This is a genomic window from Chryseobacterium sp. KCF3-3 (assembly GCF_045865955.1).
In the GTDB taxonomy this organism is placed as follows: Bacteria; Bacteroidota; Bacteroidia; order Flavobacteriales; family Weeksellaceae; genus Chryseobacterium.
Window position 1 is genome coordinate 1,102,374 of sequence record NZ_AP035792.1, and the last position, 20,171, is coordinate 1,122,544.

14 protein-coding genes are annotated in these 20,171 nt (G+C 37.3%); 9 read left to right on the forward strand and 5 right to left on the reverse strand.

Annotated features, from left to right (window positions below; all coding sequences use genetic code 11):
* Positions 1-26 precede the first annotated feature (26 nt).
* The 4 genes from fabF to pyk are packed head-to-tail and all read left to right on the forward strand — an operon-like array spanning position 27 to position 3,934.
* Positions 27-1,271, forward strand: coding sequence for a beta-ketoacyl-ACP synthase II (fabF, locus tag ACKTTZ_RS04950; RefSeq protein WP_034693118.1), 1,245 nt, complete (start codon positions 27-29; stop codon positions 1,269-1,271).
* Between the two features lie 9 nt (positions 1,272-1,280).
* Positions 1,281-2,045 (forward strand): ribonuclease III, encoded by a 765-nt coding sequence (rnc, locus tag ACKTTZ_RS04955; RefSeq protein ID WP_034693116.1) that lies wholly within the window; start codon positions 1,281-1,283, stop codon positions 2,043-2,045.
* Positions 2,023-2,496 carry an IPExxxVDY family protein gene (locus ACKTTZ_RS04960; RefSeq protein WP_034693113.1) on the forward strand — a complete coding sequence of 158 codons (474 nt, stop codon included), beginning with the start codon at positions 2,023-2,025 and terminating at the stop codon, positions 2,494-2,496. Before rnc ends, ACKTTZ_RS04960 begins: the two co-directional genes overlap by 23 nt.
* Positions 2,489-3,934, forward strand: a complete 1,446-nt coding sequence (gene pyk, locus ACKTTZ_RS04965; RefSeq protein WP_034693110.1) for a pyruvate kinase — start codon at positions 2,489-2,491, stop codon at positions 3,932-3,934. The genes ACKTTZ_RS04960 and pyk overlap by 8 nt, the downstream gene beginning before the upstream one ends.
* Positions 3,935-4,154: 220 nt before the next feature.
* On the opposite strand, the gene ACKTTZ_RS04970 is transcribed toward pyk, so the two are convergent.
* The 3 genes from ACKTTZ_RS04970 to hutI all read right to left on the reverse strand — a co-directional run bounded on the left by ACKTTZ_RS04970 (position 4,155) and on the right by hutI (position 7,814).
* Positions 4,155-5,447, reverse strand: coding sequence for an aldehyde dehydrogenase family protein (locus ACKTTZ_RS04970; RefSeq protein WP_034693108.1), 1,293 nt, complete (start codon positions 5,445-5,447; stop codon positions 4,155-4,157).
* A gap of 136 nt (positions 5,448-5,583) precedes the next feature.
* On the reverse strand, positions 5,584-6,504 hold the full coding sequence (hutG, locus tag ACKTTZ_RS04975) for a formimidoylglutamase (RefSeq protein WP_034693105.1): 921 nt from the start codon (positions 6,502-6,504) through the stop codon (positions 5,584-5,586).
* A gap of 86 nt (positions 6,505-6,590) precedes the next feature.
* Positions 6,591-7,814, reverse strand: coding sequence for an imidazolonepropionase (hutI, locus tag ACKTTZ_RS04980; RefSeq protein WP_253316225.1), 1,224 nt, complete (start codon positions 7,812-7,814; stop codon positions 6,591-6,593).
* A gap of 259 nt (positions 7,815-8,073) precedes the next feature.
* Here hutI and ruvB point away from each other — a divergent pair, with 259 nt between their 5' ends.
* From ruvB to ACKTTZ_RS05005, 5 genes are all read left to right on the forward strand, one after another.
* Complete coding sequence (ruvB, locus tag ACKTTZ_RS04985; protein ID WP_253316224.1) at positions 8,074-9,096, forward strand: Holliday junction branch migration DNA helicase RuvB; 1,023 nt, start codon at positions 8,074-8,076, stop codon at positions 9,094-9,096.
* Between the two features lie 71 nt (positions 9,097-9,167).
* Entirely contained in the window at positions 9,168-9,779 is a 612-nt protein-coding gene (locus ACKTTZ_RS04990) for an FMN-binding negative transcriptional regulator (protein ID WP_407847643.1), read from the forward strand.
* Positions 9,780-9,792: 13 nt separating this feature from the next.
* Positions 9,793-10,659 carry an MBL fold metallo-hydrolase gene (locus ACKTTZ_RS04995; protein WP_129037745.1) on the forward strand — a complete coding sequence of 289 codons (867 nt, stop codon included), beginning with the start codon at positions 9,793-9,795 and terminating at the stop codon, positions 10,657-10,659.
* A gap of 9 nt (positions 10,660-10,668) precedes the next feature.
* Positions 10,669-11,298, forward strand: a complete 630-nt coding sequence (gene coaE, locus ACKTTZ_RS05000) for a dephospho-CoA kinase (RefSeq protein ID WP_253316221.1) — start codon at positions 10,669-10,671, stop codon at positions 11,296-11,298.
* A gap of 209 nt (positions 11,299-11,507) precedes the next feature.
* Positions 11,508-12,710, forward strand: a complete 1,203-nt coding sequence (locus ACKTTZ_RS05005; RefSeq protein ID WP_253318248.1) for an IS256 family transposase — start codon at positions 11,508-11,510, stop codon at positions 12,708-12,710.
* Positions 12,711-12,811: 101 nt separating this feature from the next.
* On the opposite strand, the gene ACKTTZ_RS05010 is transcribed toward ACKTTZ_RS05005, so the two are convergent.
* Together ACKTTZ_RS05010 and ACKTTZ_RS05015 are read right to left on the reverse strand one after the other, a co-directional pair.
* On the reverse strand, positions 12,812-15,247 hold the full coding sequence (locus tag ACKTTZ_RS05010; RefSeq protein WP_407847646.1) for a fibronectin type III domain-containing protein: 2,436 nt from the start codon (positions 15,245-15,247) through the stop codon (positions 12,812-12,814).
* Positions 15,248-15,706: 459 nt separating this feature from the next.
* Positions 15,707-20,137 carry a GEVED domain-containing protein gene (locus ACKTTZ_RS05015; protein WP_407847647.1) on the reverse strand — a complete coding sequence of 1,477 codons (4,431 nt, stop codon included), beginning with the start codon at positions 20,135-20,137 and terminating at the stop codon, positions 15,707-15,709.
* Between the last annotated feature and the right edge of the window lie 34 nt (positions 20,138-20,171).

Here is a 20,171-nt window from a genome sequence, read left to right on the forward strand (position 1 = left end):
AACAAAAAAGAAATTAAACAAAGTTTATGGAATTAAAAAGAGTAGTTGTAACCGGATTTGGAGCAATAACACCAATAGGAAATAATGCAAAAGAATACTGGGAAAATCTTGTGAAAGGTGAGAGCGGTGCCGCTCCGATTACTCTTTTTGATGCCACAAACTTTAAAACAAAGTTCGCTTGCGAGGTAAAAAATTTCGATCCGTTACAGCATTTCGATAAGAAAGAGGCTAAAAAGATGGACAGAAATACTCAATTGGGACTTGTTGCTGCAAGAGAAGCAGTAGCGCATTCCGGAATTATTGAAGACAATGTAGATAAAAACAGAGTTGGTGTAATCTGGGGTTCTGGAATCGGAGGATTAGAGACTTTTGAAACTGAAGTTTTAGGATGGGCCAATACGGAAATTCCGAGATTCAACCCTTTCTTTATCCCAAAAATGATTGCAGATATCACTCCTGGGCATATTTCAATTGAATATGGGTTCCATGGGCCAAACTATACTACTGTATCTGCATGCGCATCTTCAGCAAATGCTATAATTGATTCCAAAATGCTAATCCAGTTAGGAAAAGCAGACGTTATTGTGTGCGGAGGCTCTGAAGCAGCCGTTACAGCAAGTGGTGTTGGTGGATTCAACGCAATGATGGCACTTTCTACAAGAAATGACGATCCTAAAACAGCTTCAAGACCTTTTGACAAAGACAGAGATGGATTTGTATTAGGAGAAGGAGCCGGATGTATCGTTCTTGAAGAATATGAGCACGCTGTAAAACGTGGTGCTACAATTTATGCAGAATTATTAGGAGGAGGTCTGAGTGCTGATGCACATCACATGACTGCTCCACATCCTGAAGGCCTTGGCGCTTATCTGGTAATGAAAAGTTGTCTGGAAGATGCAGGCTTAACTGCTGATGAAGTAGATCATATCAACATGCATGGTACATCTACTCCATTAGGAGACATCGCAGAATCCAATGCAATTTCTAAATTATTAGGCGAGCACGCTTATGACATTCAGATTAATTCTACAAAATCAATGACTGGCCACCTTTTAGGTGCTGCAGGAGTTATTGAAGCTATCGCTGCATTGGGAACTATTATTCATGGTACTGTTCCTCCAACCATCAACCATTTTACTGATGATGAAAATATTGACAGCAGACTCAACTTTACGTTCAATACTGCTGTTAAGAAAGATGTAAAAGTAGCCATGAGCAATACTTTTGGATTTGGCGGGCATAACGCTTGCGTTCTATTTAAGAAAATCTAAATTCAATGAATGGAGTTACAGAAATACTTTTCTAAATTCCTTCTCAAAAAAAGAAAAAGACAATTAACGGAGAGAGAATATTTTCTCAGTACCGAGCTTAGAAAAGTTTTGGGTACAGAGGTACAGAATATTGCTCTTTACCGCGAAGCTTTTTCTTTGAAAAATTCTTCTAAAAATCAAGACAGCAATTACGAAAGACTTGAATTTTTGGGAGATTCTGTTTTGGGTACAATTATTTCTTGTCATTTGTTCCAGACTTATCCTCAGGCCAATGAGGGATATCTGACACAAATGAAATCTAAGATTGTTAATAGGAAAAACCTCAATAAATTAGGAGAAGATCTCAAGCTTACCAGCCTTTTGCAAAAGCAAAACAGCTCATCAGCTTTGGGAGAAAATATCTCTGGAAATTTGTTTGAAGCCTTAATCGGTGCTGTTTATTTAGACTTCCATTATGATGCCTGTAAAAGGATTATTTTGGAAAAATTGCTGACCCCTTCCGAGATCAATAAGCTTGAAAACAAAATTGTAAGTTATAAAGGTCTCTTGCTCGAATGGAGCCAAAAGAAGAAGGTCAATATAAAGTACGAAACCTGCGAGGAAATACAGGCTAATAAATCTATCGTATTTAGGTGTCATGTATGGCTGGGAGACGAAAAAATTGCTAATGCAACAGAGACTTCCAAGAAGAAAGCAGAGGAAAAAGCAGCACAGAGAGCATTTTATATTTTAAACAAAAAAGAAAATATACTTGGAAATTCAAAAACTTTATGATCTTGATGATATAGAATTTGAAGATATTGCCATAGGATTGGTAAGATTAGCCAAAGATGTACCTGCTCATGAGTTTTTCTACAAAATAAATCAAACCAACAACCTCAATTTTTCAAGAAAGAAAGATCTTGTCTTTCATGGAGGTTATTATGATTATTTTTTTCCAAGATTTGAAGCCTACCACAAGTATACGAAGACTTGTTTTACCTTCATTTCCAATAAATCTTCTGAAAGTAAGCAAAAAAAAATTCAGACAGAACTCTTTACAGAAGAAGAAAACATTAAATTTTTATTAAATAATCAGGTAGATGTGGAATATATTCTGCATAGTTCGGAACAGTTTCCTGATTTTTCCGTAATTTTGCTCCCTGAAAATCTTGTGTTTCCAATTCAAGATTATACACTGAGTTCTGATGAGGAACTTTATCAAATTATCCAGTATTATGAATAAGTATTTAAAGAAGACAAAAATTATCGCAACACTAGGACCTGCTTCATCGTCGAAGGAGGTAATGTTAGATTTAATGAAAGCGGGTGTTGATATTTTCAGAATAAATTTTTCCCATGCAGATTACGACTTAGTTCGAAAAAATATTGAAATAATTAGAGAGCTAAACAATGAGTACGGTTATTCTGTAGGAATCCTTGGAGACCTTCAGGGTCCTAAGCTGAGAGTGGGAGTTGTAAAGGAGGGATCTTACCTGAACCCGGGTGATATTCTTACTTTCACCAATGAAAAGATGGAGGGAGATTCCACAAAGGTGTACATGACTTACCAACAGTTTCCACAAGATGTAAAAGTAGGAGAAAGAATCCTTATTGATGATGGGAAACTAATGCTGGAGGTTATCGAAACCAATGAAAAAGATACTGTAAAAGCAAAAACTATTCAGGGAGGTCCGTTAAGTTCCAAAAAAGGGGTTAATCTACCTAATACAAACGTTTCTCTTCCTGCATTGACAGAAAAAGATATTCAGGATGCTAATTTCATGCTTGATATGGAGGTAGACTGGATTGCTCTTTCTTTTGTTCGTCATGCACAGGACATCATTGACCTGAAAGAATTAATTGCAAAACATCCGAACGGTAAATTCAAGACTCCTATTATTGCGAAAATTGAAAAGCCAGAAGGCGTTAAAAATATTGAGGAAATCCTTCTTGAATGTGATGGATTAATGGTTGCACGTGGAGATCTTGGAGTAGAAGTTCCAATGGAAGAAGTTCCTGCAATCCAGAAAAACCTGGTAGAAAAAGCAAGATTCTATTCCAAGCCGGTAATTATTGCTACTCAGATGATGGAAACCATGATCAATAGCTTAACACCAACAAGAGCGGAAGTAAATGACGTTGCCAACTCTGTATTGGACGGAGCTGATGCCGTAATGCTTTCCGGGGAAACTTCTGTAGGGAGATATCCGGTACAGGTTGTGGAAAACATGGCTAAAATTGTAAAGAATATCGAAACTACTCATTTCTATCAGCACAAAAATGAGCCTATCGAAAAAGATTACAACTGTATCGATGAAAGATTCATTACAAACAGGGTTTGTCTTGCAGCAGTAAGAATTGCTAAAACAACCAACGTTTCTGCCATTGTAACGCTTACTCATTCAGGGTATACAGCTTTCCAGCTTGCAGCACACAGACCAAACTCTCACATCATCGTATATAGTGGTAACAGAAGAGTAATTACCATGCTGAACCTTCTTTGGGGTGTACATGCCTATTACTATGACATGAAGAAGTCTACTGACGAAACGATCATTCAGGTAAATATGTTAACGCATAACTATGGTTACATTGAAACCGGAGATTTCGTAATCAACATCAATGCTACTCCATCATATGAAGGCGGAAAAACAAATACATTGAGACTTACGACAGTATAAGCAATAAGCAATAAGCAATAAGCAATAAGCAATAAGCAATAAGCAAAATTACTTTTTGTCAAAGCATAAAAAAACTCCCGGAAATGAATTTTCGGGAGTTTTTATTTATAGTTAAGGTTTACTGTTAACTTATAAACGTAATTTGTCATTCTGAACGAAACGGAGTGAAGTGAAGAATCTCTGAGACTCCTCTGTTCCCCGGAATGACATTATACCTAATTTAGTTACCTACAATCGTCTTAGCGGTCACAAATTCTTTTAAAGCTAATAAGGATAGTTCTGTTCCATATCCTGAAGCTTTTGATCCTCCAAATGGAAAACGTGGATCAGAACTTGTCATACGATTGATATTGACTGTTCCAGATTCAAGGTTTTCAATGAAGAATAGCTGACGGTCTTTATTTTGAGTCCAGACAGAATTGGAAAGTCCGAAAGGAATATCATTCGCCATCTGTAAAGCTTCTTCATCAGTTTTTGCAATCATAACCATACCAAGAGGTCCGAAAAGTTCTTCTTTTAAAATTGGATTTCCTTCCTGAACTCTGATTAAACCAGGACTAAATTCATTTTCAGAAACTCTTTCCAGAGGGATGATGATTTCAGCACCGTTTTCCAATGCTCTGTTGAACTGAGCTTCCAATTCATCAGCAAGGTCCGGTCTTGCCATCCCTGCCAGTTTGGTTTCTTTATCCAAAGGATCTCCGATCTCATATTTCTTATATTCTTCAATGAATATTGGTAAAAACGCATCTTCAATCTTTTCATCTATGATAAATCTTTTTGCTGCAGTACAGGTTTGTCCACAGTTTTGAAGTCTGGATTTTGCTCCTGCTTTTGCTGCTGCTTCAAGATCTGCATCATCGAAAATAATGAAAGCATCACTTCCGCCTAATTCAAGTAAAGATTTTTTGATATTTAAACCAGCTATTGAAGCTACTTCGCCTCCAGCTTTTCCGCTCCCTGTAAGACTTACACCTCTTACAGCATCATGTTCAAGGATTTCTTTTACAGCTTTATGCCCTACTTCAAGATTCTGAAAAATACCTTCAGGAAAACCTGCTTCCAGAAGTACTTCTTCAATGGCATTTCCACTTCCGAAACAAATTGAAGCATGTTTCAAAACGATTGTATTTCCTGCTAGAATTGCAGGAGTAGCAAATCTCAGCACCTGCCAAAAAGGAAAGTTCCACGGCATTACACCTAAGATCACTCCTTTCGGAGCATAATGAACTTCAGAATAAGCAAATTCTGAATCAACTTTTTCTGGTTTTAATATATTTTCAGCAGTGGCATAATAATTCATCATTAAAGCACACTTTTCCACTTCAGCAATAGATTCTGAAATGGGTTTATTCATTTCTGTAGTAATTATTTTCCCAAATTTCTCCGAATTATTCTTTAAAATTTCCGCTGCTTTTGCAATTAACTTCTGCCTTTCCTCAAACGGCACTTTTCTCCACACTGAAAACGCTTTATCTGCTTTAATAAGCTTGCTTTCAATTAATTGTTCCATAATATAAATTTCTGTTTTAAATTCAGCTAATGAATTTATGAGCGCTTTTATTTTAAAAGCACGGTGAAATTAGCAAATTCCATTCCTTAAGGGTCAATAAAATAATGATTTTCTCTATCGGAAGAATATAACTTTCTTACATCATTAGCCATTCATTCACAAGACATGCTGCCAGTCTTGCTGTTCTGTCCTGGATATCAAAAGAAGGATTAACTTCTGCCACATCCAGCGCCAGTAATTTTTTATTTTTTAAGATATGTCTGTAAAAATGCATAAAGGCTGTATCTGCAAAGATACCATTATATGCTGCAGCCGAGACTCCGGGAGCAACAGATGCATTGAAGACATCCATACAAATGGTAAGATAGGCATAATCCACACTATCCAGCAACTCATCAATACGCTGATAGATAGACGTAAGATTTTCAAAAAATAATTCGTCTGCAAGAATATATTTCATCCCATACTGATGGGCCGTATCAAAAAGCTTCAACGTATTGGAGTTTCTCTGAATTCCAATATGCAAAGAATTGATAGGACCTTCCTGAGCAATCTGCCAGAATCCGGTTCCTGAGCTTGGCCCTACTCCATTTTCCGGCTGTCGGTTATCAAAATGAGCATCAATATTAATAATGCCTATCTTTTGTTCCGGGAAGGCTGTTTTAACGCCTAAATAATGAGCATAAGTCACTTCATGACCTCCACCCAAAACAAGGGATTTTCCTCCTTTCAAAAGTACTTTTGACACATTTTTGGCAAGATTATTCTGAGTATTTTCAAGATGACCATCCTCACAGGTAACATTCCCAAAGTCAAGCATTGAAAAGTCCGGAAGAATTACCGGAAAATTAGACATATTTTTCCTGATCACATCCGGAGCATCTTTCGCTCCCTGACGGCCTTTGTTTCTCCTCACTCCTTCATCTACAGCAAAACCATGCAATGCAAAATCTCCTGTAGAAATATTGTCGTAATTACGTTCTTCTTTTACTCTTTGAAATAATCTGTGATAGAGAAGTTCTTCTCCGTCCAATCTGCCTTGCCAAATATTACTCATTATTCAGTCATTTGCCTATTGTATGTCATTGAATAAGAAGATCTCAAATAGCTTATTCAATGACAAAGTATGGTTAATTTATAATTTTAAATCTGACTTCCATCAATGTATACATGTTCTGCATTTAAGCTTCCTTGATTGTAAAGTACATTCTGGAAATTATTGGTTTTAAAAGTGACAAAATCTGCCTTTTTTCCTACTTCCAGCTGTCCCCTTTCCTCAAGGTTAAGGGCATATGCAGCACGGAAAGTCATTCCAGCCAAAACTTCAGCGGTAGTTAGTTTCTGGAAAGTGGCTAAAATTGATGCCTGGGTAATTAAATTTCCCATTGGGGCAGATCCCGGATTCCAGTCACTAGCAATGGCTACAATAGCGCCCGCATCTAATAATTTTCTTGCCGGAGTAAATTTCTCACCCAATCCTAAACTCGCTCCCGGAAGGGCTGTTGCCACCGTATCAGATTCTGCCAAGAACTGAATATCTTCATCTATTGTTGCTTCCAAATGGTCTGCAGACTTCGCTCCTACTTCTACGGCAATTCTTGAACTTCCAGGGGTAAACTGATCTGCGTGAACGGTAATTTCAAAGCCTAATTCTTTTGCTTTAAGTAAGAATTCTTTACTTTCTTCAGGTTGAAAAGCAGACTTTTCGATAAAGATATCTACTCTATTCGCTAAATCTTCTTCTTTTACTTTTGGTAAAATTTCGGTGATGATATATTCCAGATATTCGGGATTGCTTCCTTCAAAATCTCTTGGTTTTAGGTGGGCTGAAAGACAGGTTGGAACTAAAGTAGCTCTAGTTTCACTCTGTGCTTTTTTAATAATTCTAAGCATTTTCAACTCGTTTTCCACATCCAGACCGTATCCGCTTTTCACTTCAATGGTCGTAATTCCCAGATCAACCAAAAAGTTGATTCTTTCTCCTAAAGTTTTTAACAATTCTTCTTCTGAAGCATTTCTGGTATGCTGCACGGAACTCCAGATTCCACCACCGCTTTCTGCAATTTCCAGATAGGTTTTCCCTGCATTGCGCATGGCAAAATCATTGGCGCGGTTTCCTCCGAAACAGATGTGGGTATGTGAATCTACAAAAGCAGGAAGAACAACCTGTTCTCCTTCAATATGTTCGATTTCTATGGTAGGATTTTCTGTTTTTAATGTTTCAAAATTTCCAACTTTCCGGATGGTATTCTGATCTACTACAATTCCTCCGTCTACAATAATTTCCAGCTGCTCATCGGAAAGTTTTCCTCTTAAGGGTAAGTTAGCAAGCGTTACCACCTGCTTAAATGGTCCTATTAATTTCATTAGTTTAAAGTTAATGCGATGTTTAGATTCAAGCTGACTCATTTTTTATCAGTATTCTTTTTCTAAACATTCAAAATTTCATTAATTTTTATGAATAATTTCTCCTCTCAAAAATACTTAAAATATCCCAATTATTTAAATCTTAGCTATTCTCATTTTCAACCCTGGCATAAACCTCTCTATCAATCTCAACGTTTTCTCAATCTGCCCTTCAACCTTTGTCTAAATTTGCTATCTTTGAAGTAAATGAAATGAATTAATGCCAGATTTTTTACATCCAGATAAGGAAAACTACTCACGAGAGGAGCTGATGCAGGAAGAACAGATCCGTCCCCAGAGCTTTAAAGATTTTGCGGGACAGAGAAAGACGCTGGAGAACCTTGAGGTTTTTGTTACCGCTGCGAAAAGACGTGGCGGAGCACTAGATCATGTTTTATTACATGGTCCACCGGGGCTTGGTAAAACGACTTTAGCCAATATTATTGCTAATGAACTTGGGGTAAATTGTAAGGTTACTTCGGGTCCTGTATTGGATAAACCTGGAAGTTTAGCTGGTTTATTGACCAATCTGGAAGAAAATGATGTTCTTTTCATTGATGAAATTCACCGTCTTTCTCCTGTAGTAGAGGAATACCTGTATTCTGCAATGGAGGATTATAAGATTGATATCATGTTGGAAACAGGTCCTAATGCAAGAAGTGTACAGATAGGGCTGAATCCTTTTACTCTCGTAGGTGCTACGACAAGAAGTGGTATGCTTACAAAACCAATGCTTGCCCGATTCGGAATTCAAAGCAGACTGGAATATTATTCTGTTGAACTTTTGTCTATGATTATTCAGAGAAGTGCAAGGGTTTTAGGAGTAGTTATTTATGAAGACGCAGCGATCGAAATTGCGAGACGAAGCCGTGGAACACCGAGGATTGCTAATGCATTACTGAGAAGAGTACGTGATTTCGCTGAGATCAAAGGAAATGGTGAAATTGAAATCAAGATTACAAAATATGCCTTGGATTCTCTTAATGTAGATGAATTTGGACTGGATGAAATGGACAATAAAATCATGCGTGTCATGATTGAAAACTTTAAAGGAAAACCTGTTGGTATTTCTGCTCTGGCAACATCTATTGCAGAGAATCCTGAAACGCTGGAAGAAGTATATGAACCGTTTTTGATTCAGGAAGGGTTTATTATCCGTACTCCAAGAGGACGAGAAGTTACTGACAAGGCTTACAAGCATTTAAATATTACAAGGCCTAGAAACCCGGGAGAGCTGTTCTAGGTTCAAAGTTTTGAGTTCAAGGTTCAAGGTTTAAGGTTTAAGGTTTAAAGTTAATGAGAATTGATTAGTTTATGTTTATACCTAAGTTATACAGAAGTGAAGATTTTGAAGTGATGCGAAAGATCATCAAAGAAAATTCTTTTGCTTTACTGATTTCTTCCGTAGATAAGATACGGGCCACTCATTCTATGATGATGCTTAATGAAGATGATCCTGAAAATATTTATATTGAAACTCATATTTCAAGAGCTAACCCACAGGCGAAAACCTTAAAAAATGGTGATGAAGTTCTTTGTGACTTCTTAGGGGCTCATACTTATATTTCCAGCAGCTGGTATGATCACATCAATGTTTCCACCTGGAATTATGAGGCAGTACAGATTCACGGAAAAGTTGAAATAATGAATCATGATGAGCTGTATGCTCATTTGGATAAATTAACGTCTAAATATGAAAGTTTTCAACAATGCCCAATGATGGTGAAAGACATGGGAAAAGAATTTGTAGAAAAAGAAATGAAGGGTGCTTTTGGGATTAAAGTTATTCCAACCGAAATATTTATCAAACAAAAACTTTCTCAGAACAGAAAAGAGAATGATTTTAACAACATCATTACTCAACTTGAACAATCTGATGATAATGCGAGAAAGATTGCTGAGAAAATGAAATTAATAAAGAAATAATCAAAATATACATATGAAGTTATATCCAATACAATGTGGAAAATTTAAACTGGACGGCGGTGCTATGTTCGGAGTCGTCCCGAAGAGTCTGTGGGAAAAAACGAACCCTGCAGACGAAAAAAACCTAATCGAACTGGGAACACGTTCTCTGCTTATTGAAGATGGAAAAAAACTGATCCTGGTAGACTGCGGTCTTGGTAACAAACAGGATGATAAATTCTTCGGTCACTACTCTCTTTGGGGAGATGATACTCTTGATAAAAATCTTAAAAAATATGGCTTTATAAAGGAGGATATTACGGATGTATTCCTTACTCACCTTCACTTCGATCACTGTGGTGGTGCTATCGAATGGAATGATGACAGAACCGGATACAGACCAGCCTTCAAAAATGCCAACTTCTGGACGAATGAAAATCACTGGCAATGGGCAACAGAACCTAATGCAAGAGAAAAAGCAAGCTTCCTGAAGGAAAATATTATGCCGATGCAGGAAAGCGGCCAGCTTAACTATTTGCCTCTTCCTACTACCGGAAACTATGGTTTTGCTCCAGATCTTAAAATGGACGTTATTTTCGTAGACGGGCATACAGAAAAACAAATGCTTCCGGTGATCCAATACCAGGAAAAAACTGTTGTTTTTGCTGCAGACCTTATTCCTACGGCAGGACATATCAACCCGGTGTATGTGATGGGTTATGATACCAGACCTCTTTTAACAATGGAAGAGAAAGCAAAGTTCCTGAAGCAGTGTGTAGACAATGAATATTTACTGTTCTTTGAACACGATGCTCATCATGAACTTGCAAGTCTTAAAATGACCGAGAAAGGAGTGAGACTTGATGAGACGTTTAGCTTTAATGATGTTTTTGGATATTAATTTTTAATCATGGAAGAATTACATTCAGAAACACAGCAGACAGAGCCGGAACCAGCACCCAAGATCATTGGTTTAACAGGAGGAATAGGTTCTGGAAAAACTACAGTAGCGCGCTTTATAGAGGAATTCGGTTTTCCGGTTTATTATTCCGATGACAGAGCTAAAGCCATTGTCAATGAGAGTGAAGACCTGAAAATAAAAATCAAGGAACTTCTTGGCGAAGAATCTTATGATGAAAATGGGTTATATGACAGAAAATTTGTGGCTGATCAAGTTTTTAATAACAAAGATCTGCTTCAGCAATTGAATGAGATCATCCACCCCGCTGTAAGAATAGATTTTGAAAACTGGGTTAAGAAACAAACCAAATATTTAGTTTTTAAAGAAACAGCTTTATTGTTTGAATTGAAACTTAACAGACAATGTTATAAATCTCTTTTAGTAACTGCTGAGGATAATATCAGAATTAAAAGAGTAATGGACAGGGATAACAAAACCTATCGCGAGGTAGAAGCTGTCATGGAGAAACAGATGCCTGAAAGGGATAAAATTAAAATGGCGGATTGCATTATCTATAACAATACCAATCTGGAAGAATTAAAAGAACAAACTGAAAAAGTAGTTTTCAGTATTGAATAAATAAGAACTCGTTAGAAGCTTTTCTAACGAGTTTTTTTCTGCAAAAAATAATTCCTGAGGATTATATTTCCAATGAGATATTTTAATAAAAAAAGGTAGTATCTCACTAACTGTGTAAGTTAAAAAGTTATTCTGGAAAATTTTGAGCCCTTATAGCTCAAAAAATTTTACGGAAATAACTTTTTATTATTTTTAACCATTACATAGTTATGATCGACAAAGAAGAATTATTAAACAACAAGGATTTTTACAAGTCCTTTAAAAATGGAGAAGACTTAACTTCTTTCTTCAAAGAAATGCACAAGCGAGCTATAGAGCATATGCTTGATGCAGAATTGGACTCTCATTTGGATAATGATAAACATCAGAAATCTGCCACTGGAAATTACCGTAACGGTCACGGGACTAAAAAGATAAAATCCTCATTTGGCGAATCTGAAATTAAAGTTCCCAGAGATAGAGGAGGTAGTTTTGAACCAGCATTGGTTCCAAAGAGACATAATATTATCGATGGTTTGGAGAATATTATCATATCATTTTATGCTAAGGGAATGAGTGTAAGTGATATTGAAGAACAAATTAAAGAAATGTATGATTTTGATGTTTCTACCTCTACCATCTCACGAATCACCAATGCGGTTGCCAGTGAAGTTGTTAGCTGGCAGAACCGCCCGCTTGAAGATTTGTATCTCATTGTCTGGATGGATGGGATTGTTTTCAAGGTAAGGGAAAATTCCAAAGTCATTAATAAAACCGTTTATCTGGCTGTTGGATTAAACCGTGACGGGAGAAAGGAGGTCTTGGGAATGTGGCTTGGAAAAAATGAAAGTTCAGCCTTCTGGATGAGTGTTCTCACGGATTTAAAAGCCCGTGGTGTGGAGGATATTCTCATCACTGCTACCGATAACTTAAACGGATTTACCCAAACAATCCGTTCCGTCTTTCCTGAATCTCAAACCCAAATTTGCGTTGTCCATCAAATAAGAAATGCCTGCAAATATGTGGTCTGGAGGGACAGAAAAGAATTTTCTGCCGATATGAAGCATATTTACACCGCTCCAACAAAACAAGCGGCTCAAGCAGCTCTCAATGATTTTGCAGATAAATGGGAAAGCAAATATTCTTATGCTATACAATCCTGGCGAAACAATTGGGATGAACTCACTGTATTTTTTGAATTTCCTCTCGAGATACGAAAAATCATTTACACCACAAATTTAATTGAAAATCTCAACGGCAAAATCAGAAAATACACCAAAAATAAAATGTCTTTTCCTACTGATGATGCTGTAATGAAATCAGTTTATTTGGCATTAAAAGAAGCTACTAAAAAATGGACAATGCCTATACAGAATTGGGGTATTGTCCTCAACCAATTTATGCTTATTTTTGAGAAAAGGCTCAGATTATAAAATCTAAGCCCTGACTTTTTAACTTACACACTTTACGGGATAGTGTCTAAAAAAATAAGCCTCCATAAATGAAGGCTTATTCGATTTGAAATTTAAATGACTTATTCTTTTATAAACTTCTTTTGGATGGTATTTCCGTTATCTTCAATATATATTATATACACACTGTTAATCAATTTACTCATATCAATTTTATTATTTAGGATAATTCCACCTGATATAAATTGGCCGGAAATATTGTATAACTTATAATTAGCTTTTCTACTAATATTTTTTACATATAATAAAGTGCTTACCGGATTCGGATAAATCAGAATTTCATTCTGATCAAGTAAGTTAAGGACTTGTTTCTTTTGAATAATCACTTTATAATCCTCTACTTCTCCGTTTTTGAAGTCTGTACAGTTTAAAGGGATACCGTCTCTTGACATAGCTACTCTCATCACTACATATTTATGGTCTGTCATACTTACAAAAGCATTTGCAGGTACATTGAATTTTCCTGAAACAGGACTGTTTGAATTTGGGGAAGAAGTGAATACTCTTTCGTTGATATCAAACTCTCCGTTTCTGTTGAAGTCAATCCAAACTGCAATTCCTTCGTTGTAAGTATTTCCTGTCCATTTCTTCTCAATGATGATCTCATTGTCAGTTGATCCCTGGATCATCTCGATGAATGTTTTAGGAACTCCGGTATAATCTGTATAAGTAGATGCTCTGGATTCATTCTCCATAGTGTTCTTACCTGTAGGCTTCACGGTAACTTTAGAAATATACTCTCCTGTAGAGTTTTCAGCCTTCATCTTACAGTAGATTACTGTAGGAGTTGTAAAGTAGTAAGGAGGAGTATAGCTTCCTGGCGTACCATTACAGATATTTACTACCTGCATTTCATATTTCGTTAATTCTGTAAGACCTGTTAATACAAGGTTATTAACTAATGATGGTACTTCTGTCCAACTTGGAATACCTACTTTTCTATATCTGAGAACATACGTTGCTCCCGGGAACGGATCCCACTGAATAGCCGCTGATGTAGGAAGCAATTGAGTAATTGTTAATCCTGGAGGTGGAATCTGGCATATTCTTCCTGTAGTAAATACTTTAGGGTTAGAATATGGATTTAGAACTGTACTTCCAACACATTGATTCGCAATTTGTACTTCATATGTTTTATTGATGCCTAACCCCGTAAGATTAAACGTATTGGCGGGAGGTACTGGCAGCGGTACCGGGTTCCATACTGCCGTTCCTACTTCTCTCCATCTCATTACATAAGTAGACAATGATGAAACCGGCAACCATTCGATCAAAGCAGATGTTGATGTAATATTACTTACTATTACATTTGGAGGAGCAGGATCACATCTTGTTACAAACTCATTATGAGAATAAACTCCTGCTGTTCCATTACACATTGCTGCAATTTCAACTTCATATGATGTACCGGGTAATAAATTAGCCATACTAAAAGTATTCATTACCTGTGGAGGTAAAGCAGCAGCCTGATTGTTCGTTATCCAGTTTAAAGTTCCAACAGGCCTGTACCTTATCCGGTAGTTTCCTACAACGTTATTACGAGGCCATCGTACAGAAGCAGAACTATGAGTTATCCCAGCTACAGTAGCTATTGGAACTGCAGTATTACATGCTAATGTTGTAAAACTTCCTCCCGAAACCCATAGGCTTTGATTAGTACCACACACAGAACGTATCCACCAGTAATAAGTAGTACTTGGCAACAACTGAGATAAGTTTGCAGAAACAGTATTGGAAGAACCGGTAGATGCTATATTTTGATTAGGGGGAGTATTTGTTGTTGTCAGATAATATTCATACCCATTAGCCGGAGGTAAAGCCGGAGCGGTCCAATTCAGCTGTGCTGTAGTAGATGTTATTAAAGTTACAGGTATAGGTGCAGGAAGAAAACATCTTCCAAGATAAATATTATCCACCGCAGCTGGTGGCTGAGCTCCGCTATTATTATTATTTCTCCATTCAAATACTAAACGAAGATTTGATCCTGCAAAACTGCTTACATTCAAATTTGCATTAGTATAGGTCTGCCATGCTGGTTGTGTATTAAAATTAGAACCTACTTTTATTCTTCCAGCTCCTGCGGTAATACTTGTCCCTGCTGCCGGAGTAAAAGAAGTGGGCACAAGCCATACTGTAAGATAATCCCGATCATTTTCTCCTGCAGCTCTCCAATTGAAAGATAAAACAGTATTGGTAGTTCCTGCAGGAATAACAATATCTCTATAAGTATGAACAATACTGGCAGAACTTGCATTATAGGCATTTGTACCTCCATTTGTATTGGAGATATAAATAGCATCAGAAGGATTTCCTGCCGCACTGCCATGTTCCCATTTATTTGATTGAGTACCATTCACAAAAGTAAAATCCCCATCATCAACACTGAAGTCTTGTTTATAAGGAAAAGGAGCAGGAGCAATCACATTACAGGATGCAAGTACTAAAGCAACAATAAAGATACTTAATAACTTAAACACAATAGATTGTCTTGTTCCCATCTAAGAAAAATTTACTTTGTTTTGACAAATTATTTTTGCTTTTACAATGTTTTGATTCAACAAAGCCAGATAAGTTACCTTGCCAGAACCAGCAGTTTCAACTTCCCACTTTTGAATGTTTAACAGACAGAAGTGTGCATCAATTAAAAAGAATAGAATTTTACTCATTTTGGTATAAATTGTTTTGATTAATAATAACATTTGAAGAAAATGACACTTTACTTGAGTACTCAAAACTATTATTAATTTCATAAAATAAAAACCAAATAAACATCATTTTAACACAACAAGTAGCTAATACGTATTAAATAAAATACTATTTACCCTGTTTACGTTTTTAATATTAAAATAACCACTTTAAAAGTTTTTAACTGTTCAAAAGACTTGTTATGGAATCTTATAGACAAAAAAAATAAGCCTCCATTTCTGGAGGCTTATTCTATTTGAAATTTAAATGACTTATTCTTTGATAAATTTCTTTTGGGTAGTATTACCGTTATCGTCGATATCAATAACATACACACCGTTAATCAATCTGCTTACATTGATCTGGTTGTTTAGTAAGATACCGTCAGCAATTACCTGCCCAGCAGCATTGTAGATCTTATATTTAGCTCTCTTGCTAACATTTTTCACAAACAATACTGAGCTTACCGGGTTAGGATAAATCATAACACTTGTCTGATCAATTGGATTAGCAACAGTCGGTTTAGAGATTCTTACCGTGTAATCCTCTACTTCTCCGTTTTTGAAGTCAGCACAGTTTACAGGGATACCGTCTCTAGACATTGCTACTCTCATCACTACGTACTTATAGTCTGTCATACTTACAAAAGCATCTGCAGGTACATTGAATTTTCCTGAAACAGGGCTGTTTGAATTTGGTGAAGAAGTAAATACTCTTTCGTTGATATCAAACTCTCCGTTTCTGTTGAAGTCAATCCAAACTGCGATTCCTTCGTTGTAAGTGTTTCCTGTCCATTTTTTCTCGATGATGATCTCATTGTCAGTTGATCCCTGGATCATCTCGATGAATGTTTTAGGAACTCCGGTATAATCTGTATAAGTAGATGCTCCGGATTCATTCTCCATTGTTTTCTTACCTGTAGGCTTCACAGTAACTTTAGAGATATGCTCTCCTGTAGAGTTTTCTGCTTTCATCTTACAGTAGATTACTGTAGGAGTTGTAAAGTAGTAAGGAGGAGTATAGTTTCCTGGCGTACCATTACAGATATTCACTACCTGCATTTCATATTTCGTTAATTCTGTAAGACCTGTCAATACAATGTTATTAACTAATGACGGTACTTCTGTCCAGCTTGGAATACCTACTTTTCTATATCTGAGAACATACGTTGCTCCCGGGAACGGATCCCACTGGATTGCCGCTGATGTAGGAAGCAATTGAGTAATTGTTAATCCTGGAGGCGGAATCTGGCATATTCTTTCTGTAGTAAATACTTTAGGGTTAGAATATGGGTTCAGCGTTGTTTCACCATTACACTGGTTAGCAATCTGTACTTCATAAGTTGTATATGGCTCTAGAGGAGTTACACTTCCTAATACATAAGTATTGGCTGGAGCTGCTGGTAAACTTATAGTAGCCCATGCAGTAGTACCTACTTTTCTCCATCTCATTGTATACGTAGAGCTTGCTGCAAGCGGAGACCACGTAATTAATGCTGTTGTTGGAGTAATGTTACTTACTGTTACATTTGGAGGAGTAGGATCACATCTTGTAGTGAATGTCTTGATTGGAGTTGCTGTTCCAACGATATCTCCACAAATAGCTGCTACCTCTACTTCATAAGTAGTAGCTGGTGTCAATCCGCTGATTACTAACGGAAGGTTACCCAATTGTGCTGAAGCATATACTTGCGTCCAAGCTGTTGTTCCCTGAACTCTGTATCTCACCACATAGCTCACTCCTGCTCCTGTGATGGTAACAGTAGCTGTTGTATGCGTTGTTGTAAATGTTGGAGCATTAGGAGTTGCATTGCTACAAGGTCTGATTCTTACTCTATAGTCTTCCACTTCTCCATCTACTGCATTCTGACACATTGTAGGAGCACTTGTACGTTTCAGTACAACTCTCATAGTAGTTGTCAATGGTCCTGTGTAAGCAGTTGAAGGAACAGCAAAAGTAGCTGTAACCGGAGTCGTTGTATTAGCTGGAGAAATTAGAATTCTCTCAGCATCTGTAAACTGTCCGTTTCTGTCAAAGTCAATCCAAGCTGTTACAGCATCGTTACCTGTTGCGCCTGTCCAACCTTTTGCAACAGAGATTTTGTTATTTTGAGAATTTACATCTAAAGTAACAAGAGTCTCAGCTGTAGTATAGCTTGTATAGTTTGTCTGTACTGAAGTATTATTCATTGGTGGAACTCCAAGATTCGAAGAGGTAACTGTTACATTCGAAATATGGTCATTTGTTCCGGTACCTGTCATTGGACAGTAAGACAATGGAGGTGTTGTAAATGCTACTGATGATGAGTAAGACCCTGTAGAACCGTTACAAGTTGTAGAAACCTGAACTTCATAATTGGTCTGCTCTGTAAGACCAGTAATTCCGTAGAAGTTCTGACCAGCAGGAACTGTAGCTGTTTGCCAAGCTCCACTTGGAGCAACTCTCCATCTTATATTATATGTAGCACCCGCAGTAGCAACCCATGATACCGTTGCTGTAGTAGCACCAATATTATTCACGGTAATATTTGTTGGAGCAGCTGTTGAACAAGGCTGAGCATCTACAAATTTTACTGCATAATCTTCTACTTCTCCCTGGCTGAATGTACCACAAGGATTAGCATTATCAAAATATCTCATTACTACACGCATACGAGTAGGAAGAGTTCCTGTATATACGTTACCACTTGCCACCGTAGGTACTGCGAAAGTAGCCGTTACAGGGGTAGTTGTGTTATAGGTAGTATTAAGAATTCTTTCACTGGTTTCAAATGTTCCGTTTCTGTTAAAATCTACCCATGCTGAAACTCCATAAGATGTAGGAGAACCTGGCCAGTATTTGTTTACAGAAATTTTATTATTTGCTGAACCTCTTTCAAAGATCACTACTCTTGTAGCATCTGTTGTATAATCTTTATAATTGTCAGATCCGGAATTACTCAACATAATAGGAGTATTCGTAGGAGTAACAGTTACATTATTAATATATCCGCTTGTCGCAGTATTACTTGTAGGACCTGCTGTACAATAAGTAAGAGCTGGTGTTGTAAAGGTAACACTTGGTGAGAATGCACCTGTTGTTCCTCCACAAACAGTAGCAACCTGTACTTCATAGGTAGTCTGCTCCAATAATCCGGTAAGTATTTGATTACTGATTAATGGTGTATTTACAGCAATCTGCTGCCAAGCACCAGAAGGAGAAACTCTGTATCTTACTATATAAGTAGCTCCTGTAGCTGATGTCCAAGTAACATTAGCTGAAGAAGGAGTGATGCTATTTACTGTAATATTAGATGGTGGTGCTGTAGTACAAGGTGATAAATCTATAAATTTTACTGCATAGTCTTCAGTTTCACCATAAGAGTATGTTCCACAAGCGTTGATAGGGCTGTATTCGTTTAATACAACACGCATTTTTGTAGTCAGGTTTCCAGTGTAAACACCACCTGCAGCATTTGGTACTGTAAATGTAGCTGTAACTGGAGTTGTTGTATTACTTGGTGAAGTAAGTACTCTTTCATTTGCTTCAAAAACACCATTACGGTTAAAGTCAATCCAAACTCCCGTTAAGAAGCTATATTGATACCCTGGCCAAGTTTTTGAAACAGAAACTGTAGCAGTACCACCTCTTACTAAAGTAACTACTCTCGTAGGATCTGTACTGTAATCTGTATAACCACTTTGATCAGAGTTACTGTTCATTGATGGCGCTCCTTGTGCATTCACAGAAACCTGGTTGATATATCCATCAATAAATGTACTTGTAGCACCGGAAGCACAATATGTAAGAGCCGGTGTTGTAAAGTTGACGCTGGAAGAGAATGCTCCCTGAGAGCCTCCACAGACAGTTGCTACCTGAACTTCATATTGAGTTTGCTCAGTTAATCCGGTAATCAGCTGATTCCCAACCAAAGGAGTTGTAACGTTAATCGTTGTCCAAGCTCCACCTGATACAGGTCTGTATCTTACAACATAAGTAGCTCCTGCAGAAAGATACCAAGCTACGTTAGCTGAAGTTGTTGTAAGGTTTGAAACTGTAATATTAGTAGGCGGTGCTGCTGAACACGCTGGCAACTGGTGACTTTCCAGCTGGATTCTTGGAATATCTGCAAGTCTGTCTTTTGCAGAAGGAGGTGCAGCAGGATCTGGGTTCGTTCCATCTTCATAATAGATGATCCCTCGGTTTGCCCCTGCATTATAAGATCCCCAAGCCGTACCTGGTGAAGATGCGTAACCTGGAGTTTTTTCATTTACAGCAACCACAAGATTGTCTGTTCCATTCCATAAAAATGGTGTAGCTAATTGAAGCGTTACCCAGTTTCCATTCGTTAAGTTAGGTAAATCTCCGGCATACACCTGAGTCAGAGAACTTAGCGGCACCCAGTTTGTATTGGATGTAAAGGCAGTCTGGGTTGTATTTCCCATGTATACCACCCAATCCTTATATACAGCCTGAGAGGTTGCAACAGTAGTGGAATAAAACTTTATAGCTGTGATATAGTTCGACGTACCAATGGCAGTCGTAAGTTCCGCAGCCGTATAGATCTGCTGGGAATAACTATACCCATAGTAGGAACGTATGGGGAGATACACAGAGGTACCCGTTCCTGTCCCGATCTGTCCTGCCTGAGCCGAGACTTTGGATACAAAGCCTGTACAAATCAAACAGAGAAACAGAATTAAAGAGGTAAAGAATTTCTTCATAATGTTTTCATTATAATATTAATCACACAAATCT